Below are 23,566 nucleotides of genomic sequence, written 5' to 3'. Positions count from 1 at the left end.
GGCTCAGCGCGTCGTGCCGTGCACCTTCGGCAGGGCGCCGCCCGCAGCCGCATTGCGGTCGGGACGGAAGTTCGAGAAGTCGGCACCGGGGACGTTCTGGACGAGGTCCAGCTCATCCTCGATGAGCGCGGCCTCCCATTCCTCGGGACCGACCAGGGGAAGCCGCACGCGCGGGCTCGAGATACGACCGAGACCGTGCAGGATGTACTTGGCTGCCACGGTCCCGGGGACGTGCGTCATGACAGCGCGGACGAGCGGCTCGAGGCGCTTGTGCTCCGCTGTGGCCGTGGCGAGGTCTCCCGCGTTCACCGCGTCGATGATCGTCCGGTACGGAGCGGCGGCCACGTTGGCGGTTACGCCGATGAGGCCGGTCGCACCGATCGCGAGGTGCGGCAGCACGTTCGCGTCGTCGCCGGAGAAATACATCAGGTCTGTCTGGTTCAGCACCCGGCTCACCTCGGAGAAGTCGCCCTTGGCATCCTTCACGGCGAGGATGTTCGGGTGCTTCGCGAGGCGCAGGATCGTCTCGTACTTGATCGGCACACCGGTGCGTCCGGGGATGTCGTAGAGGATCACCGGGAGGTCGGTCGCGTCGGCGACCAGCCGGAAATGGGTCAGGATGCCCGCCTGCGTCGGCTTGTTGTAGTACGGCGTGACGATCATGATGCCGTCGGCGCCGGCCTTCTCGCTGGCCTTGTAGAGCTCGATCACGTGGGCGGTCTCGTTGGAGCCGCCGCCCGTGATGATCTTGGCCCGCCCCGCGGAGACGGACTTCCCGACCTCGACGAGCTTGAGCTTCTCGGGGTCCGTCAGGGTCGAGGTCTCGCCGGTCGTTCCCGTCACGACGATGCCGTCCGCTCCCGCGGTGATCACGTCATCGATGTGCTTCTCGACAGCGGGCCAGTCGACTTCACCGTCGGCCGTCATCGGAGTGACGAGCGCGACGAGAACCTGTCCGAAGGGGTTGCCCGAGTGCGTCATGCGTCCAGCGTATCGGTTCGACCACTGCTCATGCGGACGGGAGGGCGCGGGCGACATCGGGTCGCCGTGGGTGATGACCGGCGGAGTCCGCCGTACGCTCGAGGGATGGGATGGGTGACACGCGGCACGGAGACCAAGTACGAGAACGCCTGGATCCGTGTACGAGAGGACCGGATCACGGGGCCCTCGGGCGACGAGGGCATCTACGGCGTCGTCTCCATGCAGCATCCGGCTGTGTTCATCGTCGCGATGGACGAAGACGACCGCGTGTGTCTCGTCACGATAGACAGGTACACCGTCGGCATGACCATCGAGGTGCCGGCAGGCGGCAGCGACGGCGAAGATCTGCTCGCGGCGGCCCAGCGTGAGCTCCGCGAGGAGACCGGATTCGAAGCGGCCGACTGGACTTCCCTCGGCGGCATGCAGGCACTGAACGGCATCGCCGAAGCCCCCGAGCACGTCTTCCTCGCCCGCGATCTCCGTCCGATCGGGGGCCCGGACAGCTCGCGGGGCGACTCTGCCGACGCCCAAGCGGAGGAAGGCATCCATGCCGTCTCCTGGGTGCCGTTCGGAGACGTGATCCGGATGATCGCGGACGGAACGATCACGGACGGCGAGACCATCGCCGCCCTCGCGCTGGCAGGGATCCGGCTCGGGAGATTCCGCTGACCCTGCGGGGGGAAGCCTGCCGGCTGCGGGCTCAGACCCGGCCGCGTCGCGCCACGCCGGAGGTGAGCGAGCTGGGCAGGACGCGCGCCACAGCGACGATCACCTTGTAACGCAGCGACGGCACCGACACCGACTTGCCGAGAGCGGCATCGCGAAGACCGATCCGCACGACATCGCGTGCGTTCAGCCACATGATGCCGGGGACGCCCTCCTCGCCGACGGGCAGGCCCATGCGCTCATGGAATGTCGTATGAGTGAAGCCGGGGCACAACGCCGTCACGGTGACGCCGTCACGCCTGTACTCGGCGTTCGCCCAGCGGCTGAAGGCGATGAGCCATGCCTTGCACGCGGAGTAGGTCGACCGCGAGATGAATCCCGCCACCGAGGCGACGTTGATGATACGGCCGCCGCGACCGCGCATCGATTGCAGCGCCGCATGCATGAGACGCATCGACGCCTCAACGTGCAGCCGCAGATGACGGACCTCATCGTCGATGTCGTTGTCGGCGAACTGCAGTGGCAAGCCGAAGCCGGCGTTGTTCACGAGCAGATCGACCGGGTCGGCGTCGTCGCGCAGCCTCTCCGCGACCTTCTCGACTCCGGCCTCTTCCGCCAGGTCGGCGGAGACGATCTCGACCGCCACCCCGTACTCGCTCCGCAGTTCCTCTGCCAGCTTCTCGAGAGCGTCCTCCGACCGCGCGACCAGGATGAGATCGGCCCGACGTCGCGCGAGCTGACGGGCGAACTCGGCACCCAGACCTGCGCTGGCTCCGGTGATCAGTGCGGTGGGCATCAGCGCTCGTATCCGAGGAAGCGATAGCGGACGCCGGTGCGTGAGGTGTGCCACTCCCCCTCGTCGACCAGGCGCCAGCCCGTCTTGTCCGGAGCGTACGCGTCACCGGCGACGTCGAGGTCGAGCTCGGTGACCTCCAGGTGATCGGCATCGCCGATCACCTGTCGGAAGATCTCCGCGCCGCCGATGATCCAGGCCCGGTCGAGTCCGCGGACAGCCTCGGCGACGGTCGCCGCGCGCCGCGCGCCCTCTTCGGACCAGTCCTGCTGCCGGGTCACCACGATGTTGTCGCGACCGGCGAGCGGGCGGAAACGCTCAGGGAGAGAGTCCCAGGTCTTGCGGCCCATCACCACCGGCGCACCGAGGGTGACCTCCTTGAAGTGGGCCATGTCTTCGGGCACATGCCACGGCATCCCGCCCTCGGCGCCGATCACGCCGCCGTGTGCTTCGGCCCAGATCAACCCCACCCACGTCATACCGCGACCGCCGCCCTGATCGGTGCGTGGTGATGGTAGTCCTCCACGATGAAGTCCTCGTACCGGTAGTCGAGGATCGAGTCGGGTTTCCGAGCGAAGCGCAACGTCGGGTACGCATAGGGCTCGCGACTGAGCTGCTCCCGCACCTGCTCGACGTGGTTGTCGTACACGTGGCAGTCGCCTCCCGTCCAGACGAAGTCGCCCGGCTCGAGGCCCACCTGCTGAGCGATCATCAACGTGAGGAGCGCGTAGGAGGCGATGTTGAACGGCACTCCGAGGAACATGTCCGCACTGCGCTGGTACAGCTGGCAGGAGAGCTTGCCGTCGGCGACGTAGAACTGGAACAGAGCGTGGCACGGGGCGAGAGCCATGTCGGGGATGTCGGCGGGGTTCCATGCCGACACGATCAGCCGTCGCGAGTCGGGCGAGCGGCGGATCTGCTCGATCACCTCGGAGAGCTGATCGATGCTTCCTCCGTCGGGCGTCGGCCATGAACGCCACTGCACGCCGTAGACGGGGCCCAGATCGCCGGATTCGTCGGCCCACTCATCCCAGATCGTGACACCGTTCTCCCGAAGCCACCCCACGTTCGAGTCGCCCTGCAGGAACCAGAGCAGCTCGTATGCGATGGACTTGAAGTGCACGCGCTTGGTGGTGATGAGCGGGAAGCCCTTCGACAGGTCGAAGCGGATCTGTCGTCCGAAGACGCTCGTCGTGCCGGTGCCGGTGCGATCGGACTTGTGCGTGCCGCTCTCCAAGACGTCTCGGAGCAGATCTTCATAAGGAGTCGGGACGGCTGCGCTCATGACAGCCACGATACCGCCACCCTCACCTGGACGGGCGGATGAGCTCTGTCAGAGCGTCGCCGTCATCCTCGGAAACATCGGCCCGTGCGTGCCACGGCGAGGCATATCCTCGACGCATGTCACCCGCGCTCGCCCTCGGCGTCGCCGCTGCACTGCTCGTGCTCGCGACCCTGATCGGCGTCGTGCTGCGCGGCCGCGACGGCCGACGACGCGACGGCGGTGCGCTCCGCTTCGATCCGGCGGACGCCGACTCCGCCGAACTCGGTCCCCGCGCCACGCTCGTGCAGTTCAGCACCGAGATGTGCGCGCGATGCCCGCAGGTGCGGAGGATGCTCGACGCATATGCGGCTGAGCACGATGGCCTGCATCACGTGGAGGTGGATCTGACTCACCGGCCCGACCTCTCGGCCCGCTACAAGGTGCTCCAGACACCGACGACCTTCGTCGTGGACGGGTCCGGAGCCGTGCGTGCGCGATTCCATGGCGTCCCCCAGCGGCACGCCCTCACCGAAGCCCTCGCAGCTGTCTAGCCGAAGAACCGGAGCCATCCATGAGCAACCCCGCCGGCATCGACCCTCGAGGCCCTCGCTTCGCCGCAGCGATCACCGCGGTGCTGCTGCTGGTCGCGACCTTCCTCGCCCTGACCGGGATATCCACGGCGCAAGCCGGCTCCGCGTCGTTCGGCTGGTTCGCCTACCAGCCCCTCGCAGATGCCACCGTCGCGCCGACGGGGTGGATGATCTCTTCGGCATCCGTGGCACAGCGCGCCCTCGACCCCGGCTTCCTCCTCACTGTCGCCATCGCCGCACTGTTCCTGTGGGGTGCGGTGTCACCGCGGACGGCCCCCTGGGGCGCGCTCTTCCGCGCGGCGGTGCGACCCCGCCTCTCGCCGCCCACCGAGCTCGAGGACCCGCGTCCACCGAGGTTCTCGCAGGGAGTCGGACTCTTCGTCGTCGGCGTCGGCCTCGTCCTGCACCTCCTCGGTGTTCCGTGGGCGCTGCCGATCGCGACGGCTGCCGCTTTCCTGGCAGCCTTCCTCAACGCGGCATTCGCCTTCTGCCTGGGATGCCAGCTCTACCTCCTCCTGCAGCGAGCGGGACTGATCGGCAGGGCCGCCACCGCGTGAGGTCTGTTCCCCACCGCTCCCCCGCTCGGTAGGCTGGCGACGAGTCGACGCTGCGCCCGCAGTGCCAGAACCGGAGGAATCATGCCTGTGACCAGCGAAGCCGCCACCACCTGGACCGGATCGCTCATGGAAGGGTCCGGCACGGTCGCGTTCTCGTCGTCCAACCTCGGAACGTTCCCGATCAACTGGAAGGCGCGCAGCGAAGGCAGCGACACGACCACGACGCCCGAGGAGCTCATCGCCGCCGCGCACGCGTCGTGCTTCAGCATGGCGCTCTCGCACGCCCTCTCGGAGAACGGCACCCCGCCGGAGCGCGTCAACACCACCGCCTCGGTCACGTTCAAGCCGGGTGTCGGAATCACCGGCAGCCACCTCAACGTCAATGCGACCGTGCCGAACCTGACACCGGAGGCTTTCCAGGAGATCGCGAACGGGGCCAAGACCGGGTGCCCCGTGTCTCAGGCGCTCTCCGGGATCGACATCACTCTGGAGGCGACACTCGCCTGATCACGGCGGAGGGTCGCTCCACGGCACCAGGGTCAGCTTCGCGAGAGCCGGATAGCCTCGCGGATGCTGGCCCTGGCCTCTTTCCGACGGCCCGCCGCGTCCTGCACCACTCCCAGTCGATAGCGCGCCCGCCAGTCGTCATCCGCCGCATCTGCTTCCGCGGTATACCGCTCGATGAGCGGATCGGCGTCTGCGCGAGCGATCCGCCCGCTGGGGGTCAACTCCGTCTCGACCGGAGGCATCCCGCCCTCCGCATCCAGAAGACGTCCCAGCCTGTCGGCGCCGAAGCCGAACATCATCTCCCTGACCAGCGCCCATGCCCCGATCGGTGCCAGCACGAGCAGGGTGACGCCCATGCCGATGGAGATCCCGGTGCCGACCGAGATGAACATCACCGCGAGCCAAATCGCCACAGCGAGATAGACGAGGAGCGCCGCGGCCATCAGCGCGACGCCGATACGCGACATCACGAGCGGATGCCGATGTCGATCATGTGCTCGAGACCGACGAACACTCCGCTGGCGTTCAGCGCGAAAGGCACGGCGAGCCGGATTCCGGGAGCATAGGCGAGCGCGGAGTCCACCGTGTCATGCGTGAAGGTGAGAGACTCGCCCGGGCCGGAGAGGATGACCTCCTGTTTGGCGACGACACCGGGGCGACGCAGCGAGTGGATCGGAACGCTGCCGACCTGCTGCCCCCTTGCCCGCTGATCGGCATGCGGTGCACTGACGGGCCCCTGCTCGGCGCGCGCAGTCGCGATCAGCTCTGCTGTGCGCACGGCCGTTCCGCTCGGAGAGTCGATCTTGGTCTCGCGGTGCGCCTCGACGATCTCCGCCGAGCTGAAGAAGGGTGCGGCGGCCGCGGCCAATGCAGAGCCGAGGACCGAGCCCAGCGAGAAGTTGGGGATGAAGACGGCGCCCGTGCCGGCAGCTTCGACGAGAGGGCGTACGAGCGCGATCCGCTCGGCGGACCAGCCGGAGGTCGCGACCAGCACGTTGATGCCGCGTTCGACGGCTGCGCGCACCACCTCGATGCTCACCTGCGGCGTCGATGCGTCGACCACGAGGTCAGCACCGTCCATCTCTGCGAGATCGCTGGAAGAGGTCAGCACACGGCTCACCTCGAACCCGTCGAGCTCGTCGATCACCGCACCGATGATCGTGCCGAGCTTCCCGGTTCCGCCGACGAGTGCTACCTGCGTGGTCATGCGTCCAGTCTATTTCGCGGCCGGCGGAGCACGGTCAGGGGCGCGCGGGCCGGTATCTCGGAATCCGTGGCGCCACCGAGGGCTCGTCGGGTCTGTGTGCTCAGACCAGCAGCGCGTCGGGGATCCCCGTGCGAAGCTCCACGGGAAGGTGGCCCGTGTCGTTGTGCGTGAGCAGCGTCCACGGCCGTCCCTGCTTCTGCGCGATGACCGTCAGCCCGCAGTGGGACTGATTCAGCGTCATCCACCGCCACTCGGGTGCGGCGAGGACCTCACGCACGAACCAGGAGATCACGAAGTTGTGCGTGATGAGCACCTCGTGCACGTCGCCGGTCTTGCGCACGAGGAACTCGTTCACGGCGTCGGACATCTGCGCCCGCCCCGCCTCGATCTCGGCCTCGGTGACGGAACCGAAGAACGGCTCGAACACGGACGGGGTCTCGTCGGTCATCCCGGTCGGGACACAGTCGAACAGCAGCGCTGTGGGCTCGGGATCGACCGACGGCAGGCGGGCCGCGACCGCACGCGCCGTCTCGTTCGCACGCAACAACGGCGAATGCCACACGGCGTCGAGAGGAAGCCCGGACAGCCGATCCGCGATCAGCTCCGCCTGACGCTGTCCCCTCGGCGAGAGGGGTCCGTCGGCGAGACCGTACTCGGCATCCTGATGTTCACCGTGTCTGACCAGATATATGTAGTGCGTCACAAATCGCTCGCTTCATCGCCAGCATCCGCCGGACCTCTCTTCCACCCTATGTCACGGGTAGGTGGAAGCTCAGTTGCCCGCCCGGGTGAGATCGGAGACCTGGCTGCGGGAGAGGGATACTCCCGCTCCCTGCATGAGCTCATCGACATGATCGCTCGCGAACGCGTTCACGATGGGTGCCGCGACCGTCCGCTGGGCGAGCAACCAGGCGATGGAGACCGCCGCGACGGGAGCGCTCACCTCTTCCGCGACCTGATCGAGAGCCCGCAGGATCTTGATCCCCCTGCGGTTCAGATGACCACGCAGCTGCTCGCCCCGCACACCGCGCGAGGTGAGGGCCTTGCTGCGATGCCGGCCGGAGAGGAATCCGTGCTCGAGCGCGTGCGACGGCGTGACGGCGAGGTTCTGGGCGCCGGCCACGAGCCGCAGGTCGCCCTCGAACGGCTGACGACGGACGAGGTTGTACGGGGTGTCGATCACCTGGATGCGGGGGTACCCGGCCGCGGCCAGGATGCGCGCCTCCACGAGCCGCTCCGGGGCGAAGCCGAATGCACCGACCGCACCGATCTTGCCGGCATCCGTCATCCACTCGACGGTGGCCAAGGTGTCTTCGAGGTTGGTCGTCGCGTCGAGAGTGGCATCGAGATAGAGCACGTCGATGCGATCGACGCCGAGCCTGGTCAACGACCCTTCGACGGCACGGACGAGATTGACCGAGCCGAGGCCGGGGTTGTCGGCATGAGCGCCGATGCGGACGCTCAGGACGCTGCGTTCGCGCTGGCCGCGCGACCGGAGCCACTGTCCGATGATGTGCTCGCTGCGTCCACCCGAGAAGCCGTCAGCGGTGTGGATGGCGTTCCCGCCGAACTCCACGTAGCGATCGAGGATGCCGTGGCTGGTCTCGAGGTCGACGTTCCACCCGAACTCGGCCGCTCCGAGCATCAACGGGAAAGTCGTGAAACCGGTCTCGCCGAGGGCGACGCGGATGGACTCTCCTATGCCTGGTCCGACGATCGGGATGGGCGCGGACGGATGCTCGACAGCGCCCTGCTGGGCGCTTTCCTCAGACGCTCCTGCGCCTACGCTGAACAACCGCATTCTCTCTCACCCCCGCGTCGATCGGTGCGTGCCGACCTGCGTACCTGCTGGATCTGCACCCCCCGGTGCGTACTTCGAGAGTAAGCGACTTCGCCGAACGTCCTGACCAATCCGGGGAACGGCGCGGAAACACCCGATAACGATTTGGTCACACCCTTGGACGAAGGAACCCGGGCCTCCTCTGCGGGAAGAGGCCCGGGTTCCGTTCGAACGCTGTGCTTACTCGGCGGCGGCGTCCTCCGCGGGCGCAGCCTCCGCAGCCGGAGCGTCGTCGAGCACGGGCTCGAGCGAGAGCTTGCCACGGTCGTCGATCTTCGTGATCTTCACGAGGATCTTCTGGCCGACCGAGAGCACGTCGTCGACGTTCTCGACGCGCTTGCCACCGGCGAGCTTGCGCACCTCGGTGACGTGCAGGAGGCCGTCCTTGCCCGGCAGCAGCGAGACGAACGCACCGAAGGTGGCGATCTTCACGACGGTGCCGAGGAACTGCTCGCCGACCTCCGGGTTGGTGGGGTTGGCGATCGCGTTGACCTGGGCACGGGCGGCCTCGGCCGAGGGGCCGTCGGTCGCGCCGATGTAGACGGTGCCGTCCTCCTCGATGGAGATCTGCGCGCCGGTCTCGTCCTGGATCGCGTTGATCGTCTTGCCCTTCGGGCCGATCAGCTCGCCGATCTTGTCCACCGGGATCTGGACGCTGATGACGCGCGGCGCGGTCGGCGCCATCTCGTCAGGAGCATCGATCGCGGCGTTCAGCACGTTGAGGATGGTCAGACGGGCATCCTTGGCCTGGGTCAGCGCACCCGCGAGCACCGACGACGGGATGCCGTCGAGCTTCGTGTCGAGCTGGATCGCGGTGACGAACTCGCTCGTGCCTGCGACCTTGAAGTCCATGTCGCCGAGAGCATCCTCCGCGCCCAGGATGTCGGTCAGCGCCGCGTAGCGGGTCTCACCGTTGACCTCGTCCGAGACGAGACCCATGGCGATACCGGCGACGGGAGCGCGCAGCGGCACACCCGCGTTCAGCAGCGACAGGGTCGACGCGCAGACGGAGCCCATCGAGGTCGAGCCGTTGGAGCTGAGCGCCTCGGAGACCTGACGGATCGCGTACGGGAACTCCTCGCGGCTCGGCAGCACCGGCACGAGGGCGCGTTCGGCGAGGAAGCCGTGCCCGATCTCGCGACGCTTCGGCGAACCCACACGGCCGGTCTCACCGGTCGAGTAGGGCGGGAAGTTGTAGTGGTGCATGTAGCGCTTGCTCGTCGTGGGCGACAGCGAGTCGATCTGCTGCTCCATCTTGAGCATGTTCAGCGTGGTGACGCCCAGGATCTGGGTCTCGCCGCGCTGGAAGATCGCGGAACCGTGCACGCGCGGGATGACCTGCACCTCGGCGTCGAGCGGGCGGATGTCCGCCAGCCCACGACCGTCGATGCGGGCGCCCTCGGTGAGGATACGTCCACGGACGATCTTCTTGGTGACGGCCTTGTACGCCGCAGAGAACTCGAGCGGAGCCGCAGCCGGGAGCGATCCCGCCTCGGTGGCCTCGATGAGCTCGGCCTTGACGCGGTCCTTGATCGCGTCGTCAGCGGTCTGACGCTCGACCTTGTCGGCGATCTGGTAGACATCGCTGAGCTCGGCGAAGGCGCGCTCCGAGACGAAGCTGTGCACCTCATCGCTGTAGGCCGGGAAGACCGGGTAGACGCCCGGTTCCTTCGACGCGGTGGCGGCGAGCTCGGCCTGAGCCTTGACGAGCTGGGCGATGAAGGGCTTGGAGGCCTCGAGGCCCTGGGCCACGACGTCCTCGTTCGGCTTGGTGGCGCCGGCCTTGATCAGGTTCCAGCTGTGCTCGGTGGCCTCGGCCTCGACCATCATGATCGCGACGTCTTCGCTGCCGTCCGCCTTGGTGACGACGCGACCGGCGACGATCAGGTCGAACACGGCCTCGGAGACCTGCTCAGCGGTCGGGAACGCGACCCACTGGTCGGCGTGCTCGCCCTGGCCGGGGATGAACGCGAGGCGCACGCCGGCGACGGGGCCCGAGAAGGGCAGACCGGAGATCTGCGTCGACGCGGACGCCGCGTTGATGGCGAGAGCGTCGTAGAACTCGCCCGGCGCGATCGAGAGGACCGTGATGACGATCTGGACCTCGTTGCGCAGTCCGTCGACGAACGACGGGCGCAGCGGACGGTCGATGAGACGGCAGACGAGGATCGCCTCGGTGGAGGGACGACCCTCACGACGGAAGAACGAGCCAGGGATCTTGCCGGCGGCGTACGAACGCTCCTCGACGTCGACCGTCAGCGGGAAGAAGTCGAAGCCCTCGCGCGGGTGCTTGCCTGCGCTGGTGGCCGAGAGGAGCATGGTCTCGCCGTCGAGGTAGGCGGCGACTGCGCCCTGAGCCTGCTGCGCGAGGCGGCCGGTCTCGAAGCGGATGGTGCGGGTGCCGAAGCGGCCGTTGTCGAGAACGGCCTCGGTGGCGGTGATTTCAGGACCTTCCAAGAGGTCTCTCCTTCTTTGTTTAGACTCGCGAATCCGTGTGACGCGCGAGCGTGTTCAAAGGAGCGGAACGGAAGGGTTCGGGCGCGCGGGCATTCCCGCGAATCTCGCCTGCGCTGGCCACCAGTAGAAAGCCACCCGACGTGCGCCGAGGAACCCACCACAGGGGACCAGCTTCTCCGCCGATCGCTCCATGAGTCGATATGAGGTTGTGCGGTTGACAGACATCAACCTCATCCACTCTAACAGCGAGTTCCTCGATTCCCGCGAGGCGGTGCTGGACCGGAGAAAGGACATCGACCGGCCACGACGCGTTCACCGCGTGGACTCCGATGCGAGATGAGCATCCGCTGTGGTGGAGTCCATGCGCTTGTCAGTCATCGGCTGCGGATACCTCGGTGCCGTCCATGCCGCCGCCATGGCCTCCCTCGGACACGACGTCGTGGGCATCGACGTCGACCGGCAGAAGGTCGCCTCGCTCTCGTCGGGCGCTGCGCCGTTCTTCGAACCACGGCTCTCGCAACTCCTCGCGGATGGCCTGTCGTCGGGACGGCTCCGCTTCAGCGATCGGATGGTCGACGCCGCAGGCGCAGATGTCCACTTCCTCGCGGTCGGCACACCGCAGACCCCGGGGGCGAACACCGCAGACCTCCGCTACGTCGACGCGGCCGTCGACGGTCTGCTCCCTCACCTGCGCGCGGGAGTCGTGGTGGCCGGCAAATCCACCGTCCCCGTCGGGACCGCAGCGGGGATCGCTGAGCGCATCTCCGCCACCGGCGCGACGCTCGTCTGGAATCCGGAGTTCCTCCGCGAGGGCTGGGCCGTGCACGACACGCTGACACCGGACCGTCTCGTCGTCGGCGCGGAACCGGGGATCCGCGGTGAGCGGGCCGTCGAAGCCCTGCGAGGGGTGTACCGAGCTGCTGTCGACGGCGGGACACCGTTCCTGGTGACCGACCTCGCGACGGCGGAGCTGGTCAAGGGCGCAGCGAACGCCTTCGTCGCCACGAAGATCTCCTTCATCAACGCCATGGCGGAGATCGCGGAGGCGTCCGGTGCGGATGTCGCTCTGCTCGCCGACGCGCTGGGCCATGACAGCCGGATCGGTCCACGGTATCTCGGCGCAGGCATCGGCTTCGGCGGCGGTTGCCTGCCCAAGGACATCAGGGCATTCGCGGCACGTGCCGAAGAGCTGGGCCGCGGCGAGGCCGTCGGCTTCCTGCGCGAGGTCGACACGATCAATCTCCGACGCCGCGACCGCGCGGTGCAGATCGTGGTGGACGCGCTGGGCGGCCTGGTGTTCGGCCGCAGGATCGCCGTGCTGGGAGCGGCGTTCAAACCCTTCAGCGATGACATCAGGGACTCGCCGGCCCTCGACGTGGCCGTGCGTCTTCGCGGCCTGGGTGCTGATGTCGTCGTCACCGACCCCGCCGCGGTCGACAAGGCTGCCGCGGCGCACCCGCAACTCGGCTATGCCCGCGATCGCGACGAGGCTCTGCGCGAGGCGGACGCCGTCGTGGTCGTCACCGAGTGGGACGAGTATCGACGGGAGCTCTCACCGGAGCACGCGGGGGCACTCGTCCGCGGCCGGATCATCATCGACGGTCGCAACTGCCTCGACTCGACAGCCTGGCGCGCCGCCGGCTGGCAGTACCACGGCATGGGCCGGCGCTGACGGAGGCGGATCTCAGGGCACGACCGAAGCGAATGCCGCAGAAGGCCGACCGAGATACACGTAGTCCTCGTGTTTCGCGATCCTCCCGTCTCCTGCCGCCCGACCGTTGAGGCGACGCCAGACCCACGGCAGCGCATACTGTCGCCACCAGGCACCGACGCCGATGGCCTCATGCTCGTGCATCGCCGCATCGAGCACTCCGAGCGCATCCGCGTCCGGTACACCCAGCACCTCGGCAGCACGGTAAGCGAGGAACCGGTGTCCACGACTGCTCAGGTGGACCAGGTCCTCTCCCCAGTTCGGACGCTCGGCCAGCGCGGGATGAAGGTCCGTGTCTATCAGGACGGCGCCGGTGCGCAGGGCGATCCCGCTCAACGCGGTGGCGAAGGCGGAGAACCTCCGCGTATAGATCGACGCAGCGCGTCGGCCGGGAAGGAAGGGGGTGACGAGGAGCACGTCGGCCCCGATCGCCCTCACACGGCGCACGGCATCCTCGAGCTCTGCGGCGAGCGCCGTGACATCCACGCGGGGTTTCACGAGGTCGTTGGCACCGATCAGGATCGACACGAGGTCAGGCCGGAGCTCGAGCGCTCTGTCCAGCTGCGCCCCGGAGACGTCGCGCACGCGCTTGGACCGGATGGCCAGGTTCGCGTAGTGCAGGCCGCCCTTGGCCGCGAGCAGGAGGGCGAGACGGTCAGCCCATCCCCGCAGCGCGCCATCAGGGGCCGGATCGCAGAGCCCTTCCGTGAGCGAGTCCCCGAGGGCGACGTATCGCTGCCACCGACGGGGGACGACGGCTGCGGGTGGCTCGGGGCGGACGAGGCGACGAGCTCGAGCCCGGGTATCCGCCGCATGCAGCGTCCTCGCCTCGTCGAAGTGGTCGAGGAGCTGGTCGCACACCGTCTCCCAGCTGCGCTCCTGCACGGCTTCGCGGCCCGCCCGACCGAACGCCCGTCTCTTACGCGCGTCGCCGGTGAGGTCCGCCACCCTGCTGCGCAGATCGTCGAAGTCCCCCGGTCGGTAGAGCCAGCCGTCGATCCCCATGCGCACGAGACCCAGTGGACCGCCTCGGCCCGTCGCGATCACGGGAACACCGCTCGCGTGGGCTTCCTGCAGGGTCTGACCGAACGTCTCGCTCTCCCCCGGGTGCACGAACAGGTCGAAGGATGCCATCGCCGCGGCGAGCGCCTCTCCGTCGAGGTGGCCGAGGAAGATTGCATCGGGCAGCAGTCCCTGCAACTTCGCTCTGCTGGGTCCGTCGCCCACGATCACCAGGCGCGTGGCGGGGATGCCGCGGAGTGCGACGAGGTCTTCGACCTGCTTCTCGGGCGCGAGGCGTCCGACGTAGCCGATGACGACATCAGCATCCCAGGCTGCTCGGAGCGCGTCGTCGCGTCGTGACGGCTGGAACCGCTCGGCGTCGACACCCCTCCCCCAACGCCGCACGCGATCGATGCCGAGGGCGGCGAGCTGCCCGGCCGAGTCGACGGAGGGGGCGAGGGTGAGGGTGGCTCGTCGATGCAGGCGGGCGATGTGGGCCTGCGCGATGCCGGTTGTCGCGGCGACCCGATAGCGCGCGGTGTACGCGGCCACGTCGGTCTGATAGGCGGCGACCGTCGGCAGGCTCAGGCGCTGCGCCGCCAGCACCCCACTCCATCCCAGGGCGAACGGCGACGCGAGGTGCACGACGTCGGGCTGGAAGCGAGCGAGCGAGACGGCGACGCGGTGGGCGCTCGATGTCCCCACCCGCACGTGCCGGTACCCCGGGAGCGCGAGGCTCGGGATGTGTTCGATGCGGGCGCCGCTGAGCTCCGTCGGTGCACCGACGGCGTCGGGGGCGATGACATGAGCCTCGTGTCCCCGCCGTTCGAGGTGTCGCAGGATCTGCAGCACCGAGCCGGTGACGCCGTTCATGTGCGGAAGGAAGGACTCCGTGACGATCGCTACTCTCACAGCCTCAGGATGACGCCCCACGGGACCAGGAAGGACCTCAGACGCCCCTCTGCACCGGATGTTCATCGGATGCTGGAGAACGGGTCACCGGCTATCCGCTCTTTGGTTCCCGTTCACCCGCCGCGGGCACAGTGGACGACGTGCCGACGGATCTGCTCACCGCCTTGCTGGCGAGCCCCTGGAGCCTGGGCGTGATGAGTCTGCTCGTCATCGGGGATGCCTTCTTCGTGGTGGTGCCCGGCGAGATCGCGGTGACCGCTCTGGGCGCGATCGCGGTCACGACGGGCTCGCCACCGCTGTGGGCCGTCGTCCTGTGCGCCGCCGTCGCCGCTGCCATCGGTGACGCCTGCTGCTACCTCATCGGCAGGTCGGTGGGTACGCAACGCTGGAGATGGATGAGGACACCACGCGTGCAGCAGGCACTCGGATGGGCGCGACACCGCCTGGACGGTGGGATGGCGACGGTGCTGTTCACCGCGCGATTCGTCCCGTTCGCGAGACTCGCGATCAACCTGGTCGCCGGAGCGTCGCATGTCCATCCGCCGCGCTACCTCGCGCTCGTGAGCCTCGCAGCGACCGGATGGGCGCTGTACCAGGCGGCGGTCGGTGCTGCTGTCGCGACGCTCCTCCCCGGTGGCCCTCTCGTCGCGGTGCCGGTCTCGATCGTGCTCGCGATCGGGCTCGGGGCACTGATCGATCTCTGGGTGCGTCGTTCCCGAGGGTGACCCGCCTCATCGTGTGCCCTAGGCTCGGGGCATGAGCACCGAAGAAGGCGCCTCCTCGTCTGAGGAGATGAAGCGCAAGTTCAAGGAAGCGCTCGAGAAGAAGAACGCGCACCACCGGCAGGGCGAGGCACACCTCGACGGCGATTCCGCCGTGCACAGTGCGAACGCCCCGCAGACCCGGCGCGAGTTCCGACGCAAGAGCGGTTGACCGCGCGGATGCGGGAGCCGGCTCGGCCGGGCTCCCGCATCCCCCACTTCCGTCTCAGCGGCGGTCGGCGCGGAGCCGGGCCCGCTCCTCCTTCGCCGCCATCTCGGAGACAGCTGCTTCGCGGAGCTCCTGCATGTCCGCGGCCTGAGCGCTGCCCGCGGGCTCGTGCGCATCGACGCCGTCGAGCAGGGACTCGTCGAAGGGCAGCTCCCCGCTGAGCACGCGTCGCACACGGTCTCGGTCGACCTGCCTCGTCCACGTGCCGATCAACAGGGTCGCGACCGCATTGCCGGTGAAGTTGGTGAGCGCTCGCCCCTCCGACATGAATCGGTCGATGCCCACGATGACCCCGACGCCGTCCACCAGATCGGGACGGTACGCCTGGAGACCGCCGGCGAGAGTGGCGAGGCCAGCCCCGGTGACTCCTGCGGCTCCCTTGCTGGCGATGATCATGAACACGAGCAGCCCGATCTGCTCGCCGATCGTCATCGGCTGGCCCATGCCGGTGGCGATGAAGAGCGAGGCCATGGTCAGGTAGATGGCCGTGCCGTCGAGGTTGAACGAGTATCCGGTGGGAACGGTGATGCCGACGACCGGCTTGGAGACGCCGACGAACTCCATCTTCGCGATCAGCCGGGGAAGTGCCGACTCGGAGGATGACGTTCCGACGATGAGCAGGTACTCCCTGGAGAGGTACTTCATGAGCGCGAAGATGTTCACCCGCGTGACGGTCCACAGCAGCACCCCGAGGATGACGACGATGAACAGGATACAGGTGATGTAGAAAGCGACCATCAGGGTGCCCAGGCTCCAGATCGCGGCGACACCGGTCTTGCCGACCACGGCGGCGATCGCACCGAAGGCACCGAGCGGAGCCAGCCACAGGATCATGCCGAGGATGCGGAAGACGAGCTTCTGGAGCTGCTTGACGGCCTCCATGATCGGGGCGCCGCGGTCTCCGAGCCCCTGCAGCGCGAAACCGACGAGGAGCGCGATGAACAGCACCTGCAGCACGCTCTCGCCCGTGAACGCCGAGAAGAACGTGGTCGGGATGATGCCGAGGATGAACTCCTGTGTGGTCTTGGCCTCCGCCTCGACCGCGTCGTACGTCGATGAGGCCATGTCGAGTCCGGCACCCGGGTGGATGATGTTCCCCACCACGAGGCCGATCGCCAGGGCGAAGGTCGACATCACCATGAAGTACAGCAGCGCGAGCCCGCCGATCTTGCCGACGGTAGCCGCCTTGGCGATCGACCCCACGCCGACCACGATCGTGCAGAAGATGATCGGGGCGATCATCATCTTGATGAGGGCGACGAAGCCCTTGCCCAGAGGCTCGAACGCCTGGCCGACCTCAGGCCAGACGAGGCCGATGACGGCGCCGAGCACGACCGCCAGGAGCACCGACACATACAGCCAGGTATGCCGGTCCCACGATTGCTTCCCTCGCCGCCAGTTGAACTTCGGCAGTGAGAATCCTGTTGTGAGCGCCATCGCGTCCTCCTCGATCATCGACGTCATCGTCCGGTGGGCGGCTGCTTCGCCGCCGATCAGAGTTCACGGTCGTCGACTTCCCGCATCGAGGCGAGTTGTGGTCGTATTGGTCTCGGCACCTGAGCAGCGACGATCGGAGGAAGCGATGGCGCGCCCCTCCCGCACCCGCAGCACCGCCTCCCGTGTGTTCGCAGTGCTGCTGGCCGCCGCCGTCGTCATCGGCATCCTCGTCGCGGGCTTCCTGGTGCTGGAGGCGCAACGATCGATCCGCGCCGAGGCGGAACGGGTCACGGCCGCCACTGCCGTCTCGCTCGCTGCCTCCCCGGATGTCATCGACGGTCTGAGCTCGGACGACCGGGAGGCAGCCACCCGGGTCCTCGAGCCCTACTCGCTGACCGTGGTCGCCGGTGCGAGGCTCGACTTCATCACGGTGATGACGTCTGACGGCACGCGGATCACCCACCCGGACGCCGACCAGATCGGCGGAACCTACCTCGGCACGATCCCCGCGTCACCGCAGACGCTCACGGAGGAGTTCACCGGCACCCTCGGCCCGTCGGTACGGACCATCGTGCCGGTCATGGCGCCAGATGGCGAACTGCTCGGATGGGTCGCCGCAGGAGTGACGACCGAGTCCATCAGCGACACGCTCGTCCGCCGCCTTCCTCTCACGCTCGGCATCACGATCGGCCTCGTCGCGCTCGGCGCCGGTGGAGCAGCCATCGCCCGTCGCGTGACCCGCCGTATCGCCGGCGACCTCCCACCCGGACAGCTCCGCGACGCCGTGTCGTCGTACGAGTCGATCCGCACTCTGGGGGAAGCACTGCGGGCACAGACGCACGAACACGGGAACCGGATGCACGCCGCCGTGGCTCTGCTCGAGCTCGGACGCCGTGACGAGGCGATCGAGATCCTCACGGAGACGTCCCGTCAGAGCCAATCCCTCGTCGATCAGGTGACCGCGCGACGCCACGGCGATCCGGCCGTCGGAGCGCTCCTCCTCGGCAAGGCCTCCCAGGCCAACGAACGCGGCATCGACTGGCGGGTGCACATCGAGCCGGACACTCCGCCTACTCCCCTGTCGACGGTGGACGCCGTATCGGTGCTCGGCAACCTGGTGGACAACGCCATGGATGCCGCGGCCGAATCGGACGACCGCTGGGTGAAGGTGTCCCTCCGTCCGCACAATGGCCGCGGAATCGTGCTGGAGGTCTCCGACAGCGGTCCGGGGATGGCGCCGACCGTGCGCGAGCGGATGTTCGAGCAGGGCTTCTCCACGAAGCCCGCCGATGCGCAGGGGCGTGGCATCGGCCTGGCGCTCGTGCGCTCGGTGGTGAGCGGGGCTGGCGGCTCGGTATCGGTGAGCGACGACCCGACCACCTTCCGTGTCGTCCTTCCCGCGGCAGGAGAACGGCAGGGGCGACGGCGACCATGATCCGCACACTCATCGTCGACGACGACGCACTCACGCTCGAGCTGCACCGCGACTACCTGGCTCGTCTCGACGGGTTCGAGGTCGCGGGCGAGTGCACGGGCGCCCGCGCCGCGATGACGGCTGTGCTCGATCGACCGGGCGCATTCGATCTCGTCCTGCTGGACATCACGATGCCGGACGGGTCGGGCATCGACGTGCTTCGTGCCCTCCGGGGACGCTCCGCCGCCTTGGATGTGATCGCGATCACCAGTGTGCGCGACGCAGAGTCGGTGCGGCAGATGGCGGCTCTCGGCGTGTTTCAGTACCTCGTCAAGCCGTTCCCGTTCGCCGTGTTCCGCGAGCGCATGGAGCAGTACCGCGCATACCGGGAGCAGGCGCGATCTACCGAGGGCGAGGCCACGCAAGCGGAGATCGATGCGCTGCTCGGACGCTCCACGGGCACGATCGCGCTGCCCAAGGGGCTCTCGACGATCTCCTTGGAACGAATCGCCGCAGAGTTGCGAGCCGGCGGACCGCTCTCTGCACGGGAAGCAGCCGAACGACTGGGCATGTCACGAGTCGCAGCGCGCCGATATCTGGAGCATCTGGTCGCCGAGGGCGTGCTGACGAAGTCCGCGCGGTACGGCACGCGCGGGCGACCCGAGACCGAGTACGGCTGGAAACGCCCTGGACCTCCTCCCCCGTAGGTCAGCGCGGCAGACGACCTTCCTCGAGCAGGCCATCGGGGTCGACACGCGAACGCACGCCGCGCAGCCGGGCGACATCCTCGGCAGAGCCGCAACGGTCGAGAGACTGATCCGGGCCGAGGAAGGTCGTCACCGTCTGCGCGGCTTCGCTCGGCGCCAGCAGTTCTCGGAATGCCACGAGGCTCGCGTCCCCCGGTTCGACAGGCACACCGGGGATGACCGGGACGAGAGCGTGCAGAAGCCAGCTGGCGGACTCCAGCGACGCGAAGCCCGGACGGCGCGGAGCATCGAGAGCACCGCCGAGCATGCGGAGCTCGATGCCCATGAGCGGCCAGTGCTCCGGCAGCTCCCGGAACTCGAGGAGGGCATCGATCGTCTCATCGTCGAGGACGCTTAGAGCCATCGACGCGCCACGGCCAGGGGTCGGCTCCGTGGGCTCGTTCGAGGCGGCGGCGAGTGCAGCGGGCGACGTCGGACCGGTGATCTCCCTGCGCACCTCCCCTGCTCTGCGCACGGTGTCGACCAGTTCGTCTTCCGGCCCATCGGTCGACAGCACCTGCACGGTGAGGAAGCTGCGTCCCCTGATCTGCTCCGGCAGCTCCGGCGCATCCGGCATGCGCATCGAGTTGACGAACACGTTGAGCGACGCGGGCGCTGACTCGGCGAGATCGCGGACCGCACGGACGACCGCGGGAGCGTCGGCGACGTCGAACGTGAGATTCGCACCCCAGACGTCCGGTGCGTGCACGAGCTCGATCTCGAGCGCGGTCACGATCCCCACGAGGCCCCCGGCTCCGCGCAATGCCCACATGAGGTCGCGGTCGGTGTCATCGTCGACGCGCTCATGCGTGCCGTCGGGGCGGAGCACCCACGCCGCGCGCAGGTTGTCGGAGCCGAGACCACCCGTGCGGCTGAACCAGGAGTGCCCGCCGCCCAGCGTGTACCCGGCGACGCTGACGACCGGGCTGGTGCCGGCCGGCGCAACCCATCCGGTCCCTTCCAGCGCCGCGACGATCGCTCCCCAGCGCACCCCGGCGCCGACCGTCGCGACTCCGCTCTCGAGGTCGAGGGACAGCTCGTCGAACGCGCTCATGCGCACGACGACCGCACCGTTCAGGGCACCGGACGCTCCGTGCCCGCTCGGCTGGACGGCCAGGGTCATGCCCGATTCCTGAGCCGCACGCAGCAGCGCACGGAGGTCATCGACGTCGGCGGGTGTCGCCACCGCCACCGGATGCTGCTCGATCGCGAGATTCCACGGTTGCCGTGCAGCTTCGTACCCGGGATCCTCGGGAAGAAGCAGGGCTCCGGTCAGCCGATCCTGGAGCGCGGTGAGAGCGGGGTGCGTTGGCATGACGCCACCGTACGACATCCCTCGGACATCGTCGATGGCGTCATGCGCGACTCACTCGCCGGCGAGACCGCCGAGCATGTGGCCGAACGAGCGACCCTCTCCCAGGTACGTGGCAGGGTCGTAGGGATCGATCGTCTCGGAGGCTCCGCGACGTGCGATCGCCTCCGCGAGCTCCTTCGCCCCCTTCTCCACACGCTTGGCGAGCGGAGCGACATCGTCGCCCGCGCCGCCCCAATCGCTCGATGCCGCGAACACTCCTGTCGAGACGGCCTCGGCGTGGAGGTACGCGAAGAGCGGGCGGATCGCGTAGTCGATCGCCAGCGAGTGCCTGGCAGTACCCGCGTTCGCCCCGATGAGCACGGGCTTGCCGGTGAGGGCGTCCGGGTCGAGCACGTCGATGAACGACTTGAACAGCCCGGAGTAGCTCGTCGAGAAGATCGGCGTCACGGCGATCAACGCATCCGCGGAGACCACCGTGTTGATCGCCGTCTCGAGCGCCGGTGGCGCGAAGCCGGTGAGCATGTTGTTCGTGATGTCGTGCGCGTAGTCACGCAGCTCGATTACGTCGACGCTCGCCTCGATGTCGTGTGCGGCGAGGGCTTTCACGGTCTCGGCCGCGAGTCGGTCCGCGAGCATCCTGGTGGACGACGGGTTGGAGAGCCCTGCCGAGACGACGGCGATACGGCGCGTGGTCATGTCAGGCCTCCTTCCGACCGATTCCGAACGACGCACCGGCAGGTGCCGGAGTGTCCTGATAGGGCGAGTCGCCGGTGAGGTTGTCACCACGGTTCGCGCCGGGGCGTGCCTGACGGGTCGGCCCGTCACCGAACTCGGCCTTGACGCGCGCCGCGTGGGTCGGGGCGTCCGGCACGGATGCCGGGCGGTCCTTCGCCAGTTCCTTGCGCAGCACGGGGACGACCTCGGAACCGAGGATGTCGAGCTGCTCGAGGACCGTCTTCAACGGCAGACCCGCGTGGTCGATGAGGAACAGCTGGCGCTGGTAGTCACCGTAGTGCTCGCGCATGCCGGCGTAGCGATCGATCACCTGCTGCGGCGAGCCGACCGTCAGCGGAGTCATCTCGGTGAAGTCCTCCATGCTCGGACCGTGACCGTAGACGGGCGCATTGTCGAAGTACGGGCGGAACTGGTTCACCGCATCCTGCGACTTCGCGGCCATGAACACCTGACCGCCGAGCCCCACGATCGCCTGCTCGCGCGTGCCGTGGCCGTAGTGCTCGAAGCGCTGACGGTACAGCTCGATGAGGCGCTGGTAGTGCTCCTTCGGCCAGAAGATGTTGTTCGCGAAGAACCCGTCTCCGTAATAGGCGGCCTGCTCGGCGATCTCCGGCGTGCGGATGGAACCGTGCCACACGAACGGAGCGATGCCGTCGAGCGGCCGGGGTGTCGAGGTGAAGCCCTGCAGCGGGGTGCGGAACTTGCCCTCCCAATCGACGACGTCCTCACGCCAGAGCTTGTGCAGCAGGGCGTAGTTCTCGATCGCGAGCGGCAGACCCTGCCGGATGTCCTGGCCGAACCAGGGGTACACCGGGCCGGTGTTGCCGCGACCGAGCATGAGGTCCATGCGTCCGTCGGACACGTGCTGCAGCATCGCGTACTCCTCGGCGATGCGCACCGGGTCGTTCGTGGTGATGAGCGTCGTCGACGTGGAGACGATCAGGCGCTCGGTCTGCGCGGCCAGTGCCGCCAGGAAGGTCGTGGGGCTGGAGGACCAGAACGGCGGGTTGTGGTGCTCGCCGATCGCGAAGACGTCGAGCCCGACCTCTTCCGCGTGCACGGCGATCGCCGTCGTCGCTTTGATGCGCTCCTGCTCGCTGGGGGTGATACCCGTGGTGGGATCGCGGGTGATGTCGCTGACCGACATGATGCCGAACTGCATCGCCTGCGCGCCTGACTGCTCGCTCATGATTGCTCCGTGTCTCCGAACCGGACGACTCGCATCCCGTTCTATTCATTTGAATGTATCTGTGTCAACGCGCTCAGATCAACTTTATTCCCGGCCTGTAGCCTCGAACGATGAGCAGTGCCGGCGCCGACGTCTCAGGGCCCACCACAGGATCCGTTCCCCGCAGACGGCGGCGAGTGCCGTTCTGGGACAACGCGCGATACGTCTGCATCGTGCTCGTCGTCCTCGGCCACGCGATCCAGCGTCTGACGTACGACTCCGACATCGCGTTCGCGTTCTACCTGGCGCTGTACGCGTTCCACATGCCGGCGTTCGCCATCATCTCCGGCTACTTCTCGAAGTCCGGCTCCCCCACCAAGACCCAGATGGCGAGGGTGATCACGGACATCCTGCTCCCCTACGTCATCTTCGAGACGCTGTGGACCCTCACCAAGTGGCTGGTGGAAGGCCAGGTCGATCCGAACATCACGAAGCCGAGCTGGACGCTGTGGTTCCTCCTCGCGCTCGGGATCTTCCGGCTCGTGCTCCCCTACCTCGCGCTGCTTCGCTGGCCGCTGCTATGGACCGTCGTGATCTCGGTCGGCGTGGGATACCTGCCGAACGTCGACAGCACGTTCTCGCTGTCCCGCACCCTGGGGCTCCTGCCGTTCTTCACTCTGGGCTGGTGGCTGCGCGAGCACGACATCGTCGAGCGGTTCCGTCTCCTCGACTTCCGCCCGTGGTGGATCCGCGGCGGTGCCATCGGCATCTTCGCGCTGACCGGCTGGGCCGCCTGGAACTGGCTTCCCCTGTGGCAGGCGGCCGACCTGCGGCACTGGCTCTTCTACGAGGACTCCTACGCCGACCTGGGCGGGGAGCAGTGGTGGGCAGGTGGCGTGCGTATCGTCCTGATGATGCTCGCCGTCGTGCTCAGTGCAGCCTTCTTCGCCCTCATCCCGCGGGGCGCCCACTGGTGGACGACGTTCGGCCAGTACACGATGTACGTGTTCCTGCTGCATTCGTTCGTGCTGTACCCGTTCCGCGAGAGCGGGATCCTGCAGAACCTCGAGCCGACCTGGATCTGGCTCCCCCTCGTGACCATCTTCTCGGTGCTGATCGCCCTCGTCCTGGCGACGAAGCCGGTCAGGTGGGTCTTCCGTCCGCTGGTGGAACCTCGCCCCAGCTGGCTGTTCGCCGACCCGGCGCTCGCCTCCAAGGAGGGGCGCCGGAGCGACCCGACCGGCTCGCGACGTCCGCGCCAGCCAGGACGATAG

General features: G+C 68.1%; 24 protein-coding genes. 10 read left to right on the top strand and 14 right to left on the bottom strand.

Translation table 11 applies throughout. The annotated features are described in order from the left end of the window. Window positions 1-3: 3 nt before the first annotated feature. Window positions 4-981, bottom strand: coding sequence for a 4-hydroxy-tetrahydrodipicolinate synthase (gene dapA, locus RN51_RS16345; RefSeq protein ID WP_045265098.1), 978 nt, complete (start codon window positions 979-981; stop codon window positions 4-6). Between the two features lie 105 nt (window positions 982-1,086). On the opposite strand from dapA, the gene RN51_RS16340 reads away from it, so the two are divergent. After that, window positions 1,087-1,650, top strand: a complete 564-nt coding sequence (locus RN51_RS16340) for an NUDIX domain-containing protein (RefSeq protein WP_045265097.1) — start codon at window positions 1,087-1,089, stop codon at window positions 1,648-1,650. Between the two features lie 31 nt (window positions 1,651-1,681). Here RN51_RS16340 and RN51_RS16335 read toward each other — a convergent pair whose 3' ends face one another. The 3 genes from RN51_RS16335 to RN51_RS16325 are packed head-to-tail and all read right to left on the bottom strand — an operon-like array spanning window position 1,682 to window position 3,725. Then, on the bottom strand, window positions 1,682-2,443 hold the full coding sequence (locus RN51_RS16335) for an SDR family NAD(P)-dependent oxidoreductase (RefSeq protein WP_045265096.1): 762 nt from the start codon (window positions 2,441-2,443) through the stop codon (window positions 1,682-1,684). Next, on the bottom strand, window positions 2,443-2,919 hold the full coding sequence (locus RN51_RS16330) for a dihydrofolate reductase (RefSeq protein WP_045265095.1): 477 nt from the start codon (window positions 2,917-2,919) through the stop codon (window positions 2,443-2,445). Before RN51_RS16330 ends, RN51_RS16335 begins: the two co-directional genes overlap by 1 nt. Then, window positions 2,916-3,725: a thymidylate synthase gene (locus RN51_RS16325; RefSeq protein WP_045265094.1), complete on the bottom strand. Its 810-nt coding sequence runs from the start codon at window positions 3,723-3,725 to the stop codon at window positions 2,916-2,918. Before RN51_RS16325 ends, RN51_RS16330 begins: the two co-directional genes overlap by 4 nt. A gap of 116 nt (window positions 3,726-3,841) precedes the next feature. On the opposite strand from RN51_RS16325, the gene RN51_RS16320 reads away from it, so the two are divergent. From RN51_RS16320 to RN51_RS16310, 3 genes are all read left to right on the top strand, one after another. Further along, on the top strand, window positions 3,842-4,255 hold the full coding sequence (locus RN51_RS16320) for a thioredoxin family protein (RefSeq protein WP_045265093.1): 414 nt from the start codon (window positions 3,842-3,844) through the stop codon (window positions 4,253-4,255). 20 nt (window positions 4,256-4,275) lie between these two features. Beyond that, window positions 4,276-4,851 (top strand): DUF4395 family protein, encoded by a 576-nt coding sequence (locus tag RN51_RS16315; RefSeq protein ID WP_045265092.1) that lies wholly within the window; start codon window positions 4,276-4,278, stop codon window positions 4,849-4,851. An 81-nt stretch (window positions 4,852-4,932) separates the two neighbouring features. Next, window positions 4,933-5,358, top strand: coding sequence for an OsmC family peroxiredoxin (locus tag RN51_RS16310; RefSeq protein WP_045265091.1), 426 nt, complete (start codon window positions 4,933-4,935; stop codon window positions 5,356-5,358). A gap of 32 nt (window positions 5,359-5,390) precedes the next feature. Here RN51_RS16310 and RN51_RS16305 read toward each other — a convergent pair whose 3' ends face one another. From RN51_RS16305 to RN51_RS16285, 5 genes are all read right to left on the bottom strand, one after another. Further along, window positions 5,391-5,825, bottom strand: coding sequence for a hypothetical protein (locus RN51_RS16305; RefSeq protein WP_045265090.1), 435 nt, complete (start codon window positions 5,823-5,825; stop codon window positions 5,391-5,393). Beyond that, the gene (gene dapB, locus RN51_RS16300) at window positions 5,825-6,565 is read right to left on the bottom strand and encodes a 4-hydroxy-tetrahydrodipicolinate reductase (RefSeq protein WP_045265089.1); all 741 of its coding nucleotides are present in this window, start codon (window positions 6,563-6,565) and stop codon (window positions 5,825-5,827) included. The genes RN51_RS16305 and dapB overlap by 1 nt, the downstream gene beginning before the upstream one ends. A 100-nt stretch (window positions 6,566-6,665) precedes the next feature. Further along, complete coding sequence (locus RN51_RS16295) at window positions 6,666-7,268, bottom strand: histidine phosphatase family protein (protein ID WP_045265088.1); 603 nt, start codon at window positions 7,266-7,268, stop codon at window positions 6,666-6,668. A gap of 69 nt (window positions 7,269-7,337) precedes the next feature. Then, window positions 7,338-8,366: an aldo/keto reductase gene (locus RN51_RS16290; protein WP_045265087.1), complete on the bottom strand. Its 1,029-nt coding sequence runs from the start codon at window positions 8,364-8,366 to the stop codon at window positions 7,338-7,340. Window positions 8,367-8,585: 219 nt separating this feature from the next. Continuing rightward, window positions 8,586-10,862, bottom strand: a complete 2,277-nt coding sequence (locus tag RN51_RS16285) for a polyribonucleotide nucleotidyltransferase (protein WP_045265086.1) — start codon at window positions 10,860-10,862, stop codon at window positions 8,586-8,588. Window positions 10,863-11,223: 361 nt separating this feature from the next. On the opposite strand from RN51_RS16285, the gene RN51_RS16280 reads away from it, so the two are divergent. Beyond that, window positions 11,224-12,534: a UDP-glucose dehydrogenase family protein gene (locus tag RN51_RS16280; protein WP_045265085.1), complete on the top strand. Its 1,311-nt coding sequence runs from the start codon at window positions 11,224-11,226 to the stop codon at window positions 12,532-12,534. 12 nt (window positions 12,535-12,546) lie between these two features. On the opposite strand, the gene RN51_RS16275 is transcribed toward RN51_RS16280, so the two are convergent. Further along, window positions 12,547-14,487, bottom strand: a complete 1,941-nt coding sequence (locus RN51_RS16275) for a GDSL-type esterase/lipase family protein (RefSeq protein WP_045265084.1) — start codon at window positions 14,485-14,487, stop codon at window positions 12,547-12,549. A gap of 140 nt (window positions 14,488-14,627) precedes the next feature. Here RN51_RS16275 and RN51_RS16270 point away from each other — a divergent pair, with 140 nt between their 5' ends. Both RN51_RS16270 and RN51_RS18610 read left to right on the top strand, forming a co-directional pair. Then, window positions 14,628-15,212 carry a DedA family protein gene (locus RN51_RS16270; RefSeq protein ID WP_156149209.1) on the top strand — a complete coding sequence of 195 codons (585 nt, stop codon included), beginning with the start codon at window positions 14,628-14,630 and terminating at the stop codon, window positions 15,210-15,212. 31 nt (window positions 15,213-15,243) lie between these two features. Then, entirely contained in the window at window positions 15,244-15,420 is a 177-nt protein-coding gene (locus RN51_RS18610; protein WP_017830923.1) for a DUF5302 domain-containing protein, read from the top strand. 54 nt (window positions 15,421-15,474) lie between these two features. Here the strand turns inward: RN51_RS18610 and RN51_RS16265 are convergent, their stop codons facing one another. Then, window positions 15,475-16,914, bottom strand: coding sequence for a cation:dicarboxylate symporter family transporter (locus tag RN51_RS16265; RefSeq protein ID WP_045265370.1), 1,440 nt, complete (start codon window positions 16,912-16,914; stop codon window positions 15,475-15,477). Between the two features lie 145 nt (window positions 16,915-17,059). On the opposite strand from RN51_RS16265, the gene RN51_RS16260 reads away from it, so the two are divergent. After that, window positions 17,060-18,349 (top strand): ATP-binding protein, encoded by a 1,290-nt coding sequence (locus RN51_RS16260; RefSeq protein ID WP_045265083.1) that lies wholly within the window; start codon window positions 17,060-17,062, stop codon window positions 18,347-18,349. Then, entirely contained in the window at window positions 18,346-19,035 is a 690-nt protein-coding gene (locus RN51_RS16255) for a response regulator (RefSeq protein ID WP_045265082.1), read from the top strand. Before RN51_RS16260 ends, RN51_RS16255 begins: the two co-directional genes overlap by 4 nt. 1 nt (window position 19,036) lies before the next feature. Here RN51_RS16255 and RN51_RS16250 read toward each other — a convergent pair whose 3' ends face one another. Genes RN51_RS16250 through RN51_RS16240 form a run of 3 tightly spaced genes read right to left on the bottom strand, consistent with a single transcriptional unit; the run spans window position 19,037 to window position 22,313 of the window. After that, complete coding sequence (locus RN51_RS16250; protein ID WP_197073277.1) at window positions 19,037-20,389, bottom strand: FAD-binding oxidoreductase; 1,353 nt, start codon at window positions 20,387-20,389, stop codon at window positions 19,037-19,039. 51 nt (window positions 20,390-20,440) lie between these two features. Further along, on the bottom strand, window positions 20,441-21,085 hold the full coding sequence (locus RN51_RS16245; protein ID WP_045265081.1) for an FMN reductase: 645 nt from the start codon (window positions 21,083-21,085) through the stop codon (window positions 20,441-20,443). Window position 21,086: 1 nt separating this feature from the next. Further along, window positions 21,087-22,313 carry an LLM class flavin-dependent oxidoreductase gene (locus RN51_RS16240; RefSeq protein WP_045265080.1) on the bottom strand — a complete coding sequence of 409 codons (1,227 nt, stop codon included), beginning with the start codon at window positions 22,311-22,313 and terminating at the stop codon, window positions 21,087-21,089. Between the two features lie 110 nt (window positions 22,314-22,423). On the opposite strand from RN51_RS16240, the gene RN51_RS16235 reads away from it, so the two are divergent. Further along, a complete protein-coding gene (locus RN51_RS16235; protein WP_045265079.1) occupies window positions 22,424-23,566 on the top strand; it encodes an acyltransferase family protein in 1,143 nt (380 codons plus the stop codon).

Source organism: Microbacterium oxydans, from assembly GCF_000956405.1.
GTDB lineage: Bacteria > Actinomycetota > Actinomycetes > Actinomycetales > Microbacteriaceae > Microbacterium > Microbacterium oxydans_C.
The sequence above is the reverse complement of the archived record's forward strand: the minus strand, read 5'-3'. Positions and strand labels throughout refer to the sequence as shown.